The organism is Mycobacterium sp. (genome assembly GCF_019243155.1).
Classification (GTDB): Bacteria; Actinomycetota; Actinomycetes; order Mycobacteriales; family Mycobacteriaceae; genus Mycobacterium.
Window position 1 is genome coordinate 1 of sequence record NZ_JAFAUS010000337.1, and the last position, 15389, is coordinate 15389.

15 protein-coding genes are annotated in these 15389 nt (G+C 65.2%); 5 read left to right on the forward strand and 10 right to left on the reverse strand.

Going from position 1 to position 15389, the window contains the following annotated elements:
• From JOZ00_RS17215 to JOZ00_RS17230, 4 genes are all read left to right on the forward strand, one after another.
• Positions 1 to 992: AMP-binding protein (locus JOZ00_RS17215; RefSeq protein WP_293345666.1), on the forward strand; the 992-nt coding region annotated here is incomplete at its 5' end.
• Positions 989 to 1819: an amidohydrolase family protein gene (locus JOZ00_RS17220; protein ID WP_293345668.1), complete on the forward strand. Its 831-nt coding sequence runs from the start codon at positions 989 to 991 to the stop codon at positions 1817 to 1819. The genes JOZ00_RS17215 and JOZ00_RS17220, both read left to right, overlap by 4 nt.
• 2 nt (positions 1820 to 1821) lie before the next feature.
• A complete protein-coding gene (locus JOZ00_RS17225; RefSeq protein WP_293345670.1) occupies positions 1822 to 2874 on the forward strand; it encodes an acyl-CoA dehydrogenase family protein in 1053 nt (350 codons plus the stop codon).
• The gene (locus JOZ00_RS17230) at positions 2875 to 4074 is read left to right on the forward strand and encodes an acyl-CoA dehydrogenase family protein (RefSeq protein ID WP_293345672.1); all 1200 of its coding nucleotides are present in this window, start codon (positions 2875 to 2877) and stop codon (positions 4072 to 4074) included.
• A gap of 8 nt (positions 4075 to 4082) precedes the next feature.
• On the opposite strand, the gene JOZ00_RS17235 is transcribed toward JOZ00_RS17230, so the two are convergent.
• A complete protein-coding gene (locus JOZ00_RS17235) occupies positions 4083 to 5717 on the reverse strand; it encodes a cation acetate symporter (RefSeq protein WP_293345674.1) in 1635 nt (544 codons plus the stop codon).
• Complete coding sequence (locus JOZ00_RS17240; protein ID WP_293345676.1) at positions 5714 to 6067, reverse strand: DUF485 domain-containing protein; 354 nt, start codon at positions 6065 to 6067, stop codon at positions 5714 to 5716. Before JOZ00_RS17240 ends, JOZ00_RS17235 begins: the two co-directional genes overlap by 4 nt.
• Before the next feature lie 239 nt (positions 6068 to 6306).
• Here JOZ00_RS17240 and JOZ00_RS17245 point away from each other — a divergent pair, with 239 nt between their 5' ends.
• Positions 6307 to 6897, forward strand: coding sequence for a methyltransferase domain-containing protein (locus JOZ00_RS17245; RefSeq protein WP_366022348.1), 591 nt, complete (start codon positions 6307 to 6309; stop codon positions 6895 to 6897).
• A gap of 1 nt (position 6898) precedes the next feature.
• Here the strand turns inward: JOZ00_RS17245 and JOZ00_RS17250 are convergent, their stop codons facing one another.
• From JOZ00_RS17250 to JOZ00_RS17285, 8 genes are all read right to left on the reverse strand, one after another.
• A complete protein-coding gene (locus JOZ00_RS17250; protein WP_293345680.1) occupies positions 6899 to 8044 on the reverse strand; it encodes a thiolase family protein in 1146 nt (381 codons plus the stop codon).
• A complete protein-coding gene (locus JOZ00_RS17255) occupies positions 8041 to 9255 on the reverse strand; it encodes a CoA transferase (protein ID WP_293345712.1) in 1215 nt (404 codons plus the stop codon). The genes JOZ00_RS17250 and JOZ00_RS17255 overlap by 4 nt, the downstream gene beginning before the upstream one ends.
• A gap of 23 nt (positions 9256 to 9278) precedes the next feature.
• Positions 9279 to 10490 carry a cytochrome P450 gene (locus JOZ00_RS17260; protein WP_293345682.1) on the reverse strand — a complete coding sequence of 404 codons (1212 nt, stop codon included), beginning with the start codon at positions 10488 to 10490 and terminating at the stop codon, positions 9279 to 9281.
• 109 nt (positions 10491 to 10599) lie between these two features.
• On the reverse strand, positions 10600 to 11442 hold the full coding sequence (locus tag JOZ00_RS17265; protein WP_293345713.1) for an SDR family NAD(P)-dependent oxidoreductase: 843 nt from the start codon (positions 11440 to 11442) through the stop codon (positions 10600 to 10602).
• Between the two features lie 27 nt (positions 11443 to 11469).
• Positions 11470 to 13122, reverse strand: coding sequence for an acyl-CoA synthetase (locus JOZ00_RS17270; RefSeq protein ID WP_293345684.1), 1653 nt, complete (start codon positions 13120 to 13122; stop codon positions 11470 to 11472).
• An 8-nt stretch (positions 13123 to 13130) separates the two neighbouring features.
• On the reverse strand, positions 13131 to 13751 hold the full coding sequence (locus JOZ00_RS17275; RefSeq protein ID WP_293345686.1) for a hotdog domain-containing protein: 621 nt from the start codon (positions 13749 to 13751) through the stop codon (positions 13131 to 13133).
• Positions 13748 to 14368: a cysteine hydrolase gene (locus JOZ00_RS17280; RefSeq protein WP_293345688.1), complete on the reverse strand. Its 621-nt coding sequence runs from the start codon at positions 14366 to 14368 to the stop codon at positions 13748 to 13750. The genes JOZ00_RS17275 and JOZ00_RS17280 overlap by 4 nt, the downstream gene beginning before the upstream one ends.
• On the reverse strand, positions 14365 to 15375 hold the full coding sequence (locus JOZ00_RS17285) for a Rieske 2Fe-2S domain-containing protein (protein ID WP_293345690.1): 1011 nt from the start codon (positions 15373 to 15375) through the stop codon (positions 14365 to 14367). The genes JOZ00_RS17280 and JOZ00_RS17285 overlap by 4 nt, the downstream gene beginning before the upstream one ends.
• Positions 15376 to 15389 lie beyond the last annotated feature (14 nt).

Below are 15389 nucleotides of genomic sequence, written 5' to 3' on the forward strand. Positions count from 1 at the left end.
CGCAGGAGATTCACGACAAGGTGCGCGCCGGTGGCGGGGCGCCGTGGTTCGCCGTCTCACCGTTGATGCACGCCGCCGGCATGTGGACGGCCTTCTCGGCGGTCATGGCCGGCACCCCGGTGGTGCTCTACGACACCCGCAAGAAGCTCGACCCCCGGTCGGTCTGGGAGACGGCCGAGCGCGAGAAAGTCGGCATGATGACGATGGTCGGGGATGCGTACGCGGCGCCGCTGGTTGCCGAGCTGCAGCGGGGTCGATACGACCTGTCGTCGCTGTACGCGATCGGTACCGGAGGGGCCGCGACCAACCCGAAATATCAACGGGCACTGCTGGAATTGATACCCCAGCTGACGCTCATCAACGGATACGGGTCGTCGGAGACCGGGAACATGGGCTTCGGCCACAGCCGCGGCGACACCCGGACCGACACGTTCACGCTGCGCGAGGGTGGCCTGGTTCTCGCGGAGGACTACAGCCACTTCCTCGCCCCCGGCGAACCGGGGGTGGGATGGGTGGCCAGGGAAGGGCGAATCCCGCTCGGATACTTCAACGACGCCGACGCCACCCGCAAGACGTTTCCCGAGGTCGCCGGCAAGAGAGTTGTCATTTCGGGGGATCGCGCCAGCCTGGAGGCCGACGGCACCCTGCGATTGTTCGGACGCGACTCCCTGGTGGTCAATACCGGCGGCGAGAAGGTGTTCGTCGAAGAGGTCGAAGAGGTGCTGCGCGCCCATCCGGCGATCGCCGACGCCTTGGTGGTGGGACGCCCGAGCGAGCGCTGGGGAGAAGAACTCGTCGCCCTCGTCGAACTCCGCGACGAGGCGGAGGCGGACGCCGCGGAGCTGCACGCGCACTGCACGTCGCAACTGGCACGGTTCAAGTCGCCCAAGGAAGTGATCTTCGTTGAACGCGTCCAGCGTCTGGGCAATGGAAAGGCCGATTACCGTTGGGCGAAAAGTCGAGCAAGAGCAAAGGCGCCGATGTCGACATGAAAGCGATTGATTGCCTCGTCAACGTGCATTTCGGCGAGACCGAGAAGCAACCCACCTGGATGCTCAAGGTGCGCGACGACTATTTCAAGGGCCCGCAGTCGATGTTTTCCCCGGTCGAGTTGTCCGCATTGCTCGACGAGATGGACGCCCAAGGCGTGCGCAAAGCCATCCTGATGGACAACCTCGCCAAGCCATCGGTGACCGCGCGGAAATTCGTCGAGGAGCGGCCCGAGCGCTTCGCGCTGGCGATGGGCGGCGTTGACTTGCTGCGGCCGATGCCGTCGTTGCGGGAACTCAGCGCCGTCGTCAAAGACCTACCGGTTGCGTATACCGCTGTGGGACCGAGCTTTTGGGGCGACGGCCAGTACCCGCCCAGCGACGCGGTCTACTATCCGCTGTACACCAAATGCGCCGAGCTCGAGCTGCCGCTGTGCATCAACACCGGTCTTCCCGGGCCTCCGATTCCCGGTGAGGTGCAGAACCCGATCCACCTCGACCGGGTATGCGTCCGATTCCCCGAACTGAAGCTGTGCATGATTCACGGCGCCGACCCCTGGTGGGACGTCGCGATCCGGTTGTTGCTCAAGTACGCCAACCTGCGCCTGATGACGTCGGCGTGGTCGCCGAAGCGCCTGCCGGAAAGCCTGCTGCACTACATGCGGACGCGCGGACCGAACAAAGTCATCTTCGGTTCCGACTGGCCGGTGCTGAAAATGCGTCGCGTCGTACCCGAAGCGGCCGGGCTGGACCTGCCTGCCGAGGTGCTCGAAAACTATCTCTACAACAACGCGAATGAGTTTTTCTTCGGTGGCCAGGAGGAGCGCTGAGCATGGATCGTTACGAATTACGCAGGCTCGATTACAGTCTGACGCCGGATCACGAGGCGTTGCAGGCCGCCTACCGCGACTTCTTCAAAACCCATTGTTCGATCGAGGCCGTGCGTGCGGCCGAGGAGACCGGCTTCGACAAGAACCTGTGGGAGCGGTTGTGCGCGATGGGCGCAACCACGATGGCGGTGCCGGAGTCCGCCGGCGGTGACGGTGCGACGCTGGTCGATTTGACGCTGGTCGCCGAGGAGGTCGGTCGCTCGCTGGCACCCGTGCCCTGGATCGATCAGGTCTGCACGGCCCGGCTGTTGGCCCGCCTCGGCGCCGCGGAATCCGATGTCGTGCAGGGCAAACGAATCGCGGCGCTCGACCCGCAGCAGGACAGCGTCTCCGGGACTCGGCTGCTCCCCACAGGGTCGATCGCCGACCAGATCATCGTCCGCGACGGTCAGGACGTGGTCCGGCTGACGTTCGACACCAGGCCGACGAAGGTGGACAACATCGGCCGGTTGCCGATGGCGTGGGTCGATCCGGCCACCGCCGGCAGTCGCAGTGTGCTGGCCAGCGGATCCGACGCGTTGACGGAATATCAACGGGCACTGGATGAGTGGCGGTTGCTGACCGCGTCGGCCCTGGTGGGCCTGGTGGAAGAAACGATGACAATCGCGGCCGAGTTCGCCAAGACCCGCTACACGTTGGGCGTGCCGATCTCGACACTGCAGGGCATCTCCCACCCGCTGGCCAACATCGCGATCACCGTGCAGGGTGGCCGTAACCTGGCCCGGCGCGCGGCCTGGTTCTTGGACAACGAGCCCGCAGAGCGCCCGGAATTGGCGCCCTCGGCATTCGTGTTCATGGCCGAGGAGGCGGCCAAGGCCGCGACGATGGCGGTGCATGTGCAAGGCGGCCTCGGGGTGTCGGCGGAGGCCGCCGCGACCGCGTACCTGGTGCGGGCCCGGGGCTGGGCGTTGGCCGGCGGGGACCCCGGAGTCAGCGCCAAGTACGTAGGCGAGCTGGTCGCGGCACGCGAAAGTCGTTCGGGGAAGGACGTTTAAGTGGATTTCTCACGAGTCGCACTGGCCGACGACGACCAGGAATTCTTGCAGCAGGCGCGCGAATTCCTGCGCACGCATGTGACCGAAGAGGTCAGGCGTCGCGACCGCGAAACCGGTGACAACTTCGACGAAGGAGTGCACCTGGCCCTCGGTGCGGCCGGCTACCTCGAAGCCGAATGGAAGCCGCACGGCGAGGGCGGCTTCACCCGGGTGCGGCGCCGCATCTGGGAACTGGAGAAGCGGCGCGCGCATGTTCCGTGGGTCACGTGGGGTACCACCGCGATGGTGGCCCGTTCGGTCGCGAGGTTCGGCTCAAAAGAGTTGCAGGACGAGGTGATGCCGGGTGTCTTCAATGGGCAGGTTCGGCTGTGCCTGGGGTACACCGAACCCGAAGGCGGATCCGACATAGCCACCTGCAAGACCCGCGCCGTACGGGAGGCCGATGGGTCGAGCTGGATCATCAACGGCTCCAAGATGTTCACCACCGGCGCGCACAACTGCCAGTACGTCTTCTTGATCACCAACACCGACCCGAACGCCGCAAAACACAAGAGCCTGACGATGTTTCTGGTTCCGCTGAACTCAGAGGGCATTGAGATCCAGGGCATCCGCACCGTCGACGGCGACCGCACCAACATCGTTTACTACAGCGATGTGCGCGTCGACGACAAATATCGCCTCGGCGACGTGAACGCCGGTTGGACGGTGTTGCGTGAACCCCTCAACACCGAGCACGGTGCGGTGGCGGCCGCTCCCGATGGGCTGCAGGACGTGTCGATCATGATGCACCAGGCGGGCTTCATGGCAGACGCCCTCGACAAGGCGGCTGGCAAAGCGACAGAGCGGGATCCCAACGGGCGCAGCCTCATTGATGATTCGTCGGTGGCGTACCGATTGGGCCGCAGCGCCGCCCGGATCGAAGCGGCGCTGAGTGCGCCCAGCATCTTCGGCCGGGTCGCCCTCGCGCAGACGATGCGTGACGTCTCACCCGACCTGATGGACCTGCTCGGCACAGCGTCCACACTGCCGGTCGGTACCGATGGCGCTGCCGACGACGGCGCCTCGGAGTACGTATACCGGTTCGCGCCTCTGGTCGGGATCTACGGCGGCACGCTCGAGGTGTTCCGGAACATGATCGCGCAGTACATGCTTGGCCTCGGTAAGCCGGCCTACGCGCCGGTTGCTAAGAAAGCCTCCTGACAGCCGCATCAGTGCGTGGCTACTGCCTTCTCTGCGCCGATGCCGGTCAGCGAGCGGACCTCCATCTCGGCGTTGCGCACCGGATCGCCACGGTCGGGCGATGACAGCGTGCCGACTATACCGAGCAGGAATGCCAACGGGATCGACACGATGCCGGGATTGGCGAGCGGGAACCACGCGAAGTTCGCGCTGGGGATCATCGCGGTCTTTGCACCGGATACCGCGGGGGAGAAGACGATCAACACAATCGTCGATATCAATCCGCCGTACATGCTCCACAGCGCGCCGCGGGTGTTGAAGCGCCGCCAATAGAGCGAATACAGGATCGTCGGCAGGTTGGCCGAGGCCGCGACCGCGAACGCGAGCGCCACCAGGAAGGCGACATTCTGGCCATTGGCCAGGATCCCGAGCGCAATGCCCAGGATGCCGAGCACGACGGCGGTGATGCGGGATACCCGCACCTGCTCTTTCTCGGTGACTTGGTGGCGCTTGATCAGGCTGGCGTAGACATCGTGGGCGAAGGACGTCGACGCGGTGATCGTCAAACCCGCGACGACGGCGAGGATCGTCGCGAACGCGACCGCGGAGATGACGCCGAGCAGCACCACCCCGCCGAGTTCGAACGCCAGCAGCGGTGCCGCCGAGTTCTGGCCACCGGAGGCTTTGAGGATCCGGTCGGGCCCGACCAACGCGGCGGCACCATAGCCCAGCGCCAGCGTGAACAGGTAGAAGGCACCGATGAGCACGATGGCCCAAACCACTGACCGGCGAGCCTCTTTCGCGGTCGGCACGGTGTAGAAGCGCATCAACACGTGAGGCAGGCCCGCGGTGCCAAGCACCAGCGCGAGGCCCAGCGACAGCAGGTTCAGCTTCGACGTCGTCGATCCGCCGTATTGGGCACCCGGCGCCAACACGTTCCGGTGGGCAACGCCCTTGGTGGTGGCGTGCGACACCGCCGACTGTGCCGAACCCAAGATGTCGGAGAAATTCATGCCGAACTTGGCCAGCACCATCACCGTCATCACCCCGGCGCCGAGGATCAGCAGCACGGCCTTGATGATCTGCACCCACGTGGTGCCCTTCATGCCGCCGACCAGGACGTAGACGATCATCAGGACGCCGACGACCGCGATGACAAGCGACTCGCCAAGGCGCCCTTTGACGTTGAGCAGCAACGCGACCAGGCCGCCCGCGCCGGCCATCTGCGCGAGCAGGTAGAACAGGGACACGGTCAGCGTCGACGCCGCCGCGACCAGCCGTACGGGGCGCTGGTTCAGCCGAAAGCTCAGCACGTCTGCCATCGTGAATTTGCCCGTGTTGCGCAGCAATTCGGCCACCAGCAATAAGGCCACCAGCCAGGCGACAAGGAATCCGATGGAATACAGGAACCCGTCGTAGCCGTACACCGCGATGGCGCCGGCGATGCCGAGGAAGCTGGCCGCCGACAGGTAGTCGCCGGCGATCGCGATGCCGTTCTGCGGTCCCGAGAACGCGCGGCCGGCGGTGAAGAACTCGGCCGCGGTGGCGTTGCGCCGGCTGGCCCTGATCACCACGTACAACGTGATCACGACGAAGACAGCGAAGATCGCCATGTTGGCGACGGGATTACCGACTGCCTGATGCCCGGCGGCGAGAAGCGTCATGACGCTTGGCCTTCCAGCGTCGAGCGAATGGCGGCGGCACGCGGATCGAGTTGCCGATCGGCGAACCGAACATAGAGCCCGGTGATGACGAAGGTCGTCAGGAACTGACCCAATCCGATGAGCAGTCCGACGTTGATGTTTCCGAAGACCTTGGTTGCCATGAAATCGTGCGCGAAAGCACCCAGCAGCACGTAGGTGGCATACCAGGCCAGGAAGAGCGCGGTCATCGGGAAGACGAAACGGCGAAGCCTGCGTCGCAATTCGGCGAATTCGGGGCTGGCCTGGATGGCCACGAACTGCTCGCCGCTGGGGACGGGAGCGACGCCGTGGGGAACTTCAGTGGTGGACACCGCGACTCCTGACTTCGAGTGAAAGCCGGCATTTCGGCGATAGCGTCCACAGTGTGCCAGCAACCTCGAGGAGTTTCGGAGTGTGATGTGGATCTCACGCTGAAATTAACCCCAGCGTTGCCGCTCATGCACCTGGCGGCCACTCGGCGAGATCGTGTTTGCGGTGACGCCCAATGACGCGGTGTCGATGTTAGGGTACCCTAACTACAAACAAAGGAGGCGCGATGCCGACAACATGGGTGGACGCCCTGCTGCGCAAGAGGCGCGATCCGGGTCTGTCGCCATTTCCGCATCAAGCGACGTTCATGCTCCACAACCCGATTCGCCGCGCGTTGATGAAACCCGCGGGCATCATCGACAAGCTCGGCCTGAGCGGATCGGAGGGGGTCCTCGAACTCGGACCGGGCCCCGGCTTCTTCAGCGTGGAGATCGCTCGCCGACTCACCTACGGCAGGCTCGACCTGTTCGACCTCCAGCCGGAGATGCTCGAGAAGGCGCGGCGGCAGCTCGAGCGTGCCGGCTTTCACGACATCGGCTACACCGTCGGCCAGGCGGCCGAGAGACTTCCCTTCCCGGACAACTCCTTTGACGTTGCCTTCCTGGCCGCGGTGATCGGCGAAGTGCCCGACAAGCAGGCGTGCGTCCGATCGCTGAGCCGGGTGTTGAAGCCAGGTGGGCGGCTCGTCTTCACCGAGATGTTCCCCGATCCGGACCGGATCAGTGTGGCGGAGCTGCGCGACCTTGCCGAGCCCGAGGGTTTCGACTTCTTGGAGGCGACGGGAAGCCGCTGGGCGACCATTGTCCGTTTCCGCGAAGTGGAACCTGTCTGACTCAGGTCGTGAGGATCGTCGCCGCGGCGGTGCCAGGCGCGCCGTATAGCTGAGCGAACCCGACCCTCGGCTCGCCGGGTACCTGGCGATCGCCCGCCTCGCCGCGCAGTTGTCGTACCAGTTCGTGGATTTGGCGCAGACCGGACGCACCGATCGGCTCGCCGTTCGCGATGAGGCCGCCGTCGGTGTTGACCGGCATGGAGCCCGCGATCTCGGTGGCGCCGTCGGCCAGTAGCTTTTCCTGGTCGCCGTCGGCGCAGAAGCCGCATTCGGCCATGTGGATGATCTCAGCGCCGGCGTCGGTGTCCTGCAGCTGGATCACATCGACGTCTTGCGGTGAGACGCCGGCCTTTTCGAACGCTGCCCGCGACGCGTACACCGTGGGGGCGACATCCTCTTGCACCGGCGCGAAGGTGGTGTTGACCTCGTAGGCGCCGTAGCGGCGAGTGCGGACTTCCACCGCTCGTAGGTAAATCGGTTTGTCGTTGTAGCGCTGTGCGATGTCGGCCCTGCACATCACCACCGCGGCCGCACCCTCGTCGGGCGCGCAGAACATGTACTGGGTGAGCGGGTAGTTCAGCACCGGTGAGCGCAGGATGTTCTCTTCGGAGATCGGCTTGCGACGAAACGCGTTGGGGTTCAACGCTCCATTGCGGAAGTTCTTGGCCGCGACCTTCGCCAGCGTCTGCTGCGAGATGCCGTGGTCATGCAGGTAGCGGTTGGCTTTCATGCCGAAGAACTGGGTCGTGAGGTACTGCCCGTTCTCGGCGTACCAGCGCGGCATCCCCACCAGGGCTGGGTCTTCGGTGAAGGCGCCGCGCGGGTGCTTGTCCAAGCCGATCGCGATCCCGATGTCGTAGTCGCCCAACCGGATCCCATCGGCACAGGCCTTGGCGGCGCTGGCCGCGGTCGCGCATGCGTTGAACACGTTGGTGAAGGGAATGCCGGACAGCCCCACCATGCCGACGATCGCATCGGGGTTGGCCACCGTCCAGCTGCCGCCGGTAGCGGCCTGAATGTCCTTCCATTCGATGCCCGCGTCGGCGACCGCGAGTTGGATTGCGTCCGCAGCCATCTCCATGGCGGACTTGCCCTCGAACCGACCGAACGGGTGCAGCCCGACACCGATAATCGCGACATCATTCACGCAATTGCTCCGGACTCCTTGAGTTGCTCGATGCGGTCCCAGTCCATCCCGATCTCCATCAGGACGAGTTCGGTGTGCTCGGATGCCTGTGGAGCCCGGCTCGTCGCCAGCGGCTCATGGTTGAACTGCACGGGGCCGCGCACGACACGGAAAGGCTTGCCGCCGCCGGCAAGCTCGACTTCGCTGATCATGTCGTTGGCGATCGCCTGCTCGTCGTCGACGAGGTCCAGCAGGCTCTGGAACGGCGCCCACTGACCCTTCATCGTCTTCAGATGCTGGCGCCAGTATTCGAAAGGCTTGCCGGCGAACGCTTTCGCGATCAGTTCGGCGGCCGCGTCGGCGTTCTGGATCAACGGCATGACGTCGGCGAAGCGCGGATCGTCGGCCGCCTCGGGGATGCCGAGGTGCTCGAACGTGTCGCGGATCAGCCCGGTCGGGCTGATGATGCACAGGTTGATGGTGCCGCCGTCGGAGGTTTCGTAGTTGCCCATGAACGGATTCACCGACGGGTTGCCCGTTCCCGGCATCGGAGTGCGCATGACCTCGCCCGTTTCCATGCCCTGCGTCACGCTGGCCCCCGCCGCCCACCAGGCGGTGCTCAGCAGCGACACGTCGAGCTCGACGGCTTCGCCGGTCCGCTCGCGGTGCAGCAGCGCGGCCGAGATGCCACCGGCGATGAACATGCCGCCGATGGAATCACCGAAGGCGGGAATGCCTTGTCCCAGTGCGCCGCCCAGTTCCTCGGGCGTCAGCGCATACCCCACCCCGCTGCGCGTCCAGAATGCCGTGCCGTCGTAGCCGCCCACGTCGCGTTCGGGACCCTTGTCGCCGTATGCCGATCCGCGCGCGTACACAATGTTCGGGTTGGCCGCGCGAATGTGCTCCACGTCGAACTTGTGCTTCTGGCGCTGCGCGGGTTTGTAGTTGGTGAGGAATACGTCGGAGCTCTTTGCCAATTCGTAGATGACTTCCTGCCCGCCCGGCGTGGACACGTCGATCCCGACGCTGCGCTTGCCCCGGTTGGGATGTTCCATCAGCGGGTGCCGTTCGGGGTCGACCTGAATGCCGCCCATGTTGACGAAGCCGCGCTGGGTATCGCCGCGTGCGGGATGCTCGACCTTGATGACATCGGCGCCCCAGTCGGCGAGAATGGCTCCCGCCGCGGGTACGAACGTGAACTGCGCAACCTCGAGGACCCGGAAGCCCGCCATTACCTTCACCATTTTTCCAGACCCTACTTGGCGTCGAATGTCACGGGAAGCGCATTCGGTGATCGGAAGGGTTGGCCGTGGATGTGGGGGTCGTCATCGGTCAGCAGGGTGACGTTGGTCAGCCGATCCAGCAGACACTCGAGTGCGACTCGGGTCTCCAGCCGCGCCAGGTGCAGTCCCAGGCAAGTGTGCTCGCCGGCCGCGAAGGAGATGTGCGGGATGTGCTTGCGGAAGATGTCGAACTCTTCGGCGCGTTCCCAGCGTTGCTCGTCGCGATTCGCGGCACCGATGCACACGCCGACGACCGCCCGCTCCGGAAGGGCGACGCCCTCCAGCTCGGTCTCCTCGGTGGTGAACCGTTGCACGGTGGTCAGCGGCGTCTCGAACCGCAGCCCCTCCTCGATCGCCGGCGGGAGCAGTTCGCGGTCGGCCTGCAGCGCGGCGAACTGGTCGGGGTGTGTCAAGAGCAGATACAACAGGTTTCCCGATGACCGGTAGGTGGTCTCCAGGCCGGCGGGCAACAGCAGGCGCAGGAACGAGTAAATGGCTTCGTCGCTGAGCTTTTCGCCGTCGATCTCCGCGGTCACCAGGTCGCCGATGATGTCCTCGGTGGGCTTGGACTTACGCTGCTCGATCTGCTCGACGAAATAATCCTTGAGCGCCGCGGACGCCTCGAAGGCCCGTTCGTAGTTGATGTGGTAGCTGATCAGTTGCACGGCGCGCTTGCGGAACTCCGGCAGATCTTCGGCAGGCAGGCCCAACAGCGCGGCGATGACTCGGGTCGGGAATTCGAAGGTGAAATTGCGGACCAGGTCGGCCTCGCCCGTTTCGATGAACTCATCGATCAACGCGTTGCAGATCGGCCGCACGATCGTGGGCTCCCACCGGGCCAGCGCCTTGGACTTGAAGGCCGCGGACACCAGGTTGCGATGCTCGCGATGCGTCTTTCCTTCCATCGCCAGAATGGTTGGGCCCATGAACAGGCCTATCGTTTTGTCGTACGGCTTGGAGCTGAACACCCGGCCGTCCCGGAACACCGTATTGACCGCGTTGAAGGACACCGCGGAGTACTCGCGCTTCGGCATCAGTGCCTCGGGTGTCTTGGAGTAGTCCATCACCGAACCGCGGAAGACGCCGGATTTGCGCCGCTTCTGGGCGAAGAAGGGATAGGGATCACGCAGGCTGACGGTCTGGCCGTCGTCCGTACCGGCGGCGGCGTGAACGTTGGTCGTCACAAGGTCTCCAACATCTTCGGCGTGAACGGCAGGTCCTTGCGTAAGATCGTACTGTAATTCTTACAGTAGACAATATGAGGTGCCTATTCGGCGAGGTCGCCCCGCGCCCCTAGCGTCCGGCGTGGGCCGCGCCCGAGTTGGTCAATCGCGCGGCACGCGCCAGCAGTCCGGTGTAGTGCACGCCGAGGACTCTCGGTAGTGCCGCCATCGCGCGGCCATCAGGCCCGATGAGGATCCTCGCCCGGTTCTTGTCGACTCCCCGGAGAATGAGCTTGGCCGCCTTGGTGGCCGACGTGAGGGCTGCGCGGTCGAACATCTTGGTCGCGAGGTCGGGGTCCTCCGTGTCCGCCGTGCGCATGTTCGCCCCGAAGTTGGTGCGCACGACGCCCGGATGCACGCAGTGCACGGTGACGGGACGTGCTTCCATGATCATCTCCTGCCGCAACGCCTCGGTGAGGCCGCGCACGGCGAACTTCGACATGCTGTACGCGCCCTGATACGGAATCGCGATCAGCCCAAAGGCACTGGACAGGTTGATCAGCCGGGCGGGTCGCCGGCTTGAACCCGACTCGATGAGTTGCGGCAGAAAGGCTTTGGTCCCGTTGACAACGCCACCGACGTTGATGCCCATGAGCCAGTCGAGATCTTTCCAGGACATGTCCGCCACGCCCGCGAACAGGTCGACGCCGGCATTGTTGAACAGCATCGAGGCGGGACCGAGCTCGCGGCGGACGTCGTCGGCGTAGGCGAGCACCGCGTCCCGATCCGCGACGTCGACCTGGTAAGTCGTGACTTGTCTTGAAGGACAGGACTTTTGGGTCTCGGCCAAGCCCGTCGGGCTGATATCGGAGGCGGCGACGTGTGCGCCGGCCCGAGTGAGCGCCAGCGTCAATGCGCGGCCGATGCCCGACCCCGCGCCGGTGACTACGGCGATATGGTCCTGGTATTTCATGAATTCCTCACGCATCTCACCCCATGGTCAGCCGTTGACTGCCTGCTCGCGCGCCCACCGGTAATCGGCCTTGCCCGACGGGCTGCGCTCGATGACCGGACGGAAGACGATCGCTTTGGGCAGCTTGTACCGAGCCAGCGTTTGCGCGGCGTGTGCGACCAGGCCCTCGGCATCGGCGCTGGCGCCCTCGGCCAGCGCTACGACCGCGACGACCTCTTGCCCCCACCGCTCACTCGGCCGCCCTGCTACCACCACGTCGGCCACAGCGGGATGCGACGCGATCGCGGTCTCGACCTCTTCGACGAAGATCTTCTCGCCGCCGGAGTTGATCGTCACCGAATCACGGCCCAGCAGTTCGACATTACCGTTGACGTGATGGCGCGCCCGGTCGCCGGGGACCGCGTATCGCACGCCGTCGATCACCGGGAATGTCTTGGCGGTCTTGGCCGCGTCGCCCTTGTAGCCCAGCGGAACGTAGCCTCGTTGCGCCAACCAGCCCATGCCCTCGTGGCCGGGTTCCAGGATCGAGGTCAGGTCCTCGGCGGCCACGGAAGTATCCGGTCCGGCGTTGAATGTGCCGGTCGACACCGCCCCCGATGTGGACATGTGGTGCATCTGCGCCCCGGTCTCCGAGGATCCGACGCCGTCGACGACGACGGCGTTGGGTAGAACTTCGATGAGGCGCTGCTTGACGTACGGGGTTAGCAGGGCACCGCCATTGGCCACCACGGCCAACGACGACACGTCGGCGATCCCTTTCTCGATGGCGGCGACCAGTGGGCGGGCCATCGCATCGCCGACGACGGTCACCACGGTCACCCGCTCCCGCTCGATCGTGCGGACCACGTCGTCGGCGTCCAAATGATCCACGGCCGAAGGGAATACGACGGATTGCCCGGTCGTGATCGCGGTCATCACGCTCCACTGTGCGGCACCGTGGATCAGGGGCGGCAAGATCATCAACTTGGTACCTGGGTTCGCGGCCGCCGCCGACACGATCTCGTCCAGGGAACGCGCCGGCTCGCCGGACATCAGGTTCCGCCCGCCGAACGACGTCATGAAGATGTCGTGCTGGCGCCACAGCACGCCCTTCGGCATACCCGTCGTGCCGCCCGTGTAGAGGACGTACAGGTCGTCGGGGGAATGCTGCACCGGCGGCGGCTTCGACGAGCTTGATGCGACGATGCTCTCGTAATCGACTGCGCCGTAGAGCAAGTCGTGACCCGAGTCGTCCGCGATCTGAATCAGCACGCGCAGTTGGGGCAGGTCCGGCAGGATCTCGGCCACCCGTGGCGCGAACGCCGCGTGGTAGACCAGCGCGGTGGCCCCCGAGTCCGCCAGCAGATATTGCAGTTCGTTTTTGACGTAGCGGAAGTTGACATTGAAGGGGGCGACACGTGCCTGGAACGCGCCGAGCAGGGCCTCGACGAACTCGTTGCCGTTGTAGGCATACAGCCCGAGTAAGTCCTGGCCGACCTCATGGCCGCTGAGCGCGGAGCGCTCCGTGTGGCATCCCAGACCGCGGGAGTGCAGGTATGCGGCGAGCCGGTTCGACCGTTCGAGGATCTGCGCGTAGCTGTAGCGATGTTCGCCCTGGATCACCAACTCCCGGTCTCCGATTGCGGCGGCGACGGCCCGGGCGACGGCGGGTACCGTGAATGTTGTTGTGGTGTCTGACATCTGACCTCTCACGGCTGGTGGGGTAGCAGGCGGACCATCAAGCCGTTGGCCTCGCTGAGCAGCGTGCCGTCGGACGCCGTCATGCTAGCGGAGATGAAAATCTTTCTGCCGTCGATGTCGGTGATGTGACCGCCCGCGGTCAACGGTTCATCGATCGGCGTGATGCTGCGGTAGTCGACGTGCAAGTACGCCGTGCGGGTCGGGGGAGTTCCCGCGGTCGAAACCACCATCCCGAACAGCCAGTCATAGAAAAGCGGGATCATCCCGCCGTGGACGGCGTTGTTCCCACCCACGTGGGATCGGGTGAAATGTCCCGCCATGGTGACGCCATGCGGTCCCGAGTCGGTGACCGTCCAGGGCGGCAACAAGGGATGACCCAATCCGGGCAGGTCGATGACGCGTCCCGCGGGGGCTCTGCCTTCCGGCACCTGATGGCCGTCGAGTAGCGCGCAGGCGTTTTCGACGTACTGGGCCGCGGTGGTCCATCGCGAGACGTCCGGATTGGTGGCGACCGTCAAGTCCTGCAAGCGGCGCATCGCGGTAACGAACCGCTCGAGGCCGGGGGGCACGGCTTCGGCCGGCCTGATGTCGGGGAATCCGCCGCGAACTTCGGGTGCGGTGTCGGTCACTTCTGACCCCACGCTTCGAGCAGTTCATCGGTGGTGGTGATGGTCGCAAGCAGCGACAGCGTGTTGGCGATGATGGCCTCTCCGTACTCGGTGGGTATGCCGGCGACGGCGTCGCGGGGGACCACGACGCGATAGGCCGCGTTGACCGCATCCATGACGACGTTCGGAATGGCGATGTTCAGCGAGACGCCGACCACCACGATCGTCGTGACGCCGAGGTTGCGCAGGACCGCGTCCAGGTCCGTGCCGCCCATTGGCCCGACACCGTGCCAGCGCCGCAAAATCAGATCGCTTGGCTCGGGCCCCAATTCGGGGAGTACCTCCGCTCCGGGGGTGCCCGGGGTGATGTCGACCGCACCACGACTCATGTTGAAGATCTTGGCGTTGTGGTTGGCGCCGAGCCCGTCGGGACGCCGCTGCACCAGGCAGTGCACGATGTGCACGCCGGCGGCCCGCGCCACCGGCAACAGTCGCACGATGTTGGGCAGCGCGACGCGGCGGGCTTCCTCGGCAAGCATCGCCAATCCAGCATCCGGGCCGATCACCGCCCCCTGGCATTCCTGAGCGACGATCGCCGTGTGTTCGGGCTCGACGAGCTCTGCGAGTTGGGGCTTCATGCCGACGCGGATATCGCCGGCGGGATGTCATAGAACTGTGTCGCCCATTTACGCAGTGCCATATAGCCTTTCGCGTCGACTTTGGAGAGCGCCGGATGTTCGACGTACTTCTGATATCTCCAAATTTCCAGGTCGTCGAACACGGTGGACAGGAACTGCTTCTCGATGAGATCGCGCAGCTTGCCGTCCGGCACCGCGGAGTCATCACCGGGGATGCGTGGCCACCAGATCGAGTAGAAGAGGTCCGAACACTCGTCATCGACCGGTGTGCACGTGAAGATCAGCCGGTGATTCTGCGCGCCCTCGAAGACACTGATCGCTCCGCCCAGCCCGAACAGGTGGCTGTGGAATCGCAGCGCGAGATCCTCGGGGTTGTCGCTGCGCGCGTCCGGCCACCCGGCGATGAACTGCCACTCCTGATCGACGATCTTCCAGTCCAGCACCCGCGGTGTCACCGTCGCGTGGTGCACGTACTCGAAATGGGCGCTGTCGGGAGCGTTCTCCGCCACGATCTGCGGATGCACCGGCTCACGCTCCGCGCGCCGGGAGAACTCGGGATAGGCGCGGTAGTAGGCCGTGGGATCCGTCTCGAACTGCGGGAACTTTTCAAAGATGTCCGGCATCTCCCACTGCGGCTCCTTGCCGTCGGGCTGGTGCCAGATGAACACGCAGTCGTACTGTTCACGGACCGGAAACACCCGTAGCCGCAACCCCCGGTTGGGCCGGTCCGGCTGATAAGGGATGTAGCGGTTGGTGCCGTCCGGCCCCCACCGCCAGCCGTGGAAGGGGCACTCGACGCAGTCGCCGAGCACCTTGCCGCCATGGCCGATGTGCGCGCCCAGGTGTTTGCAGTGCGCCTCCAGAACGTGCAGCTCACCCGCCTCGTCGCGGTAGGCGACCAGGTCCTCGCCGAAGTACTTCAATGGCCGAACCTCGCCTGCGGGAAACTCGGGGGACCACCCGACCATGAACCACCCGGTGACCTTCCAGGTGAAGGGAACTTTCACGCCGAAGCCTCCGT

What these genes read in the sequence shown, in the direction of transcription:
- JOZ00_RS17220 (WP_293345668.1), top strand. Translation starts at nt 989, where the DNA reads ATGAAAGCGATTGATTGCCTCGTCAACGTGCATTTCGGCGAGACCGAG.
- JOZ00_RS17225 (WP_293345670.1), top strand. Translation starts at nt 1,822, where the DNA reads ATGGATCGTTACGAATTACGCAGGCTCGATTACAGTCTGACGCCGGAT.
- JOZ00_RS17235 (WP_293345674.1), bottom strand. Translation starts at nt 5,717, where the DNA reads ATGACGCTTCTCGCCGCCGGGCATCAGGCAGTCGGTAATCCCGTCGCC.
- JOZ00_RS17255 (WP_293345712.1), bottom strand. Translation starts at nt 9,255, where the DNA reads ATGGCGGGCTTCCGGGTCCTCGAGGTTGCGCAGTTCACGTTCGTACCC.
- JOZ00_RS17265 (WP_293345713.1), bottom strand. Translation starts at nt 11,442, where the DNA reads ATGAAATACCAGGACCATATCGCCGTAGTCACCGGCGCGGGGTCGGGC.
- JOZ00_RS17270 (WP_293345684.1), bottom strand. Translation starts at nt 13,122, where the DNA reads ATGTCAGACACCACAACAACATTCACGGTACCCGCCGTCGCCCGGGCC.
- JOZ00_RS17280 (WP_293345688.1), bottom strand. Translation starts at nt 14,368, where the DNA reads ATGAAGCCCCAACTCGCAGAGCTCGTCGAGCCCGAACACACGGCGATC.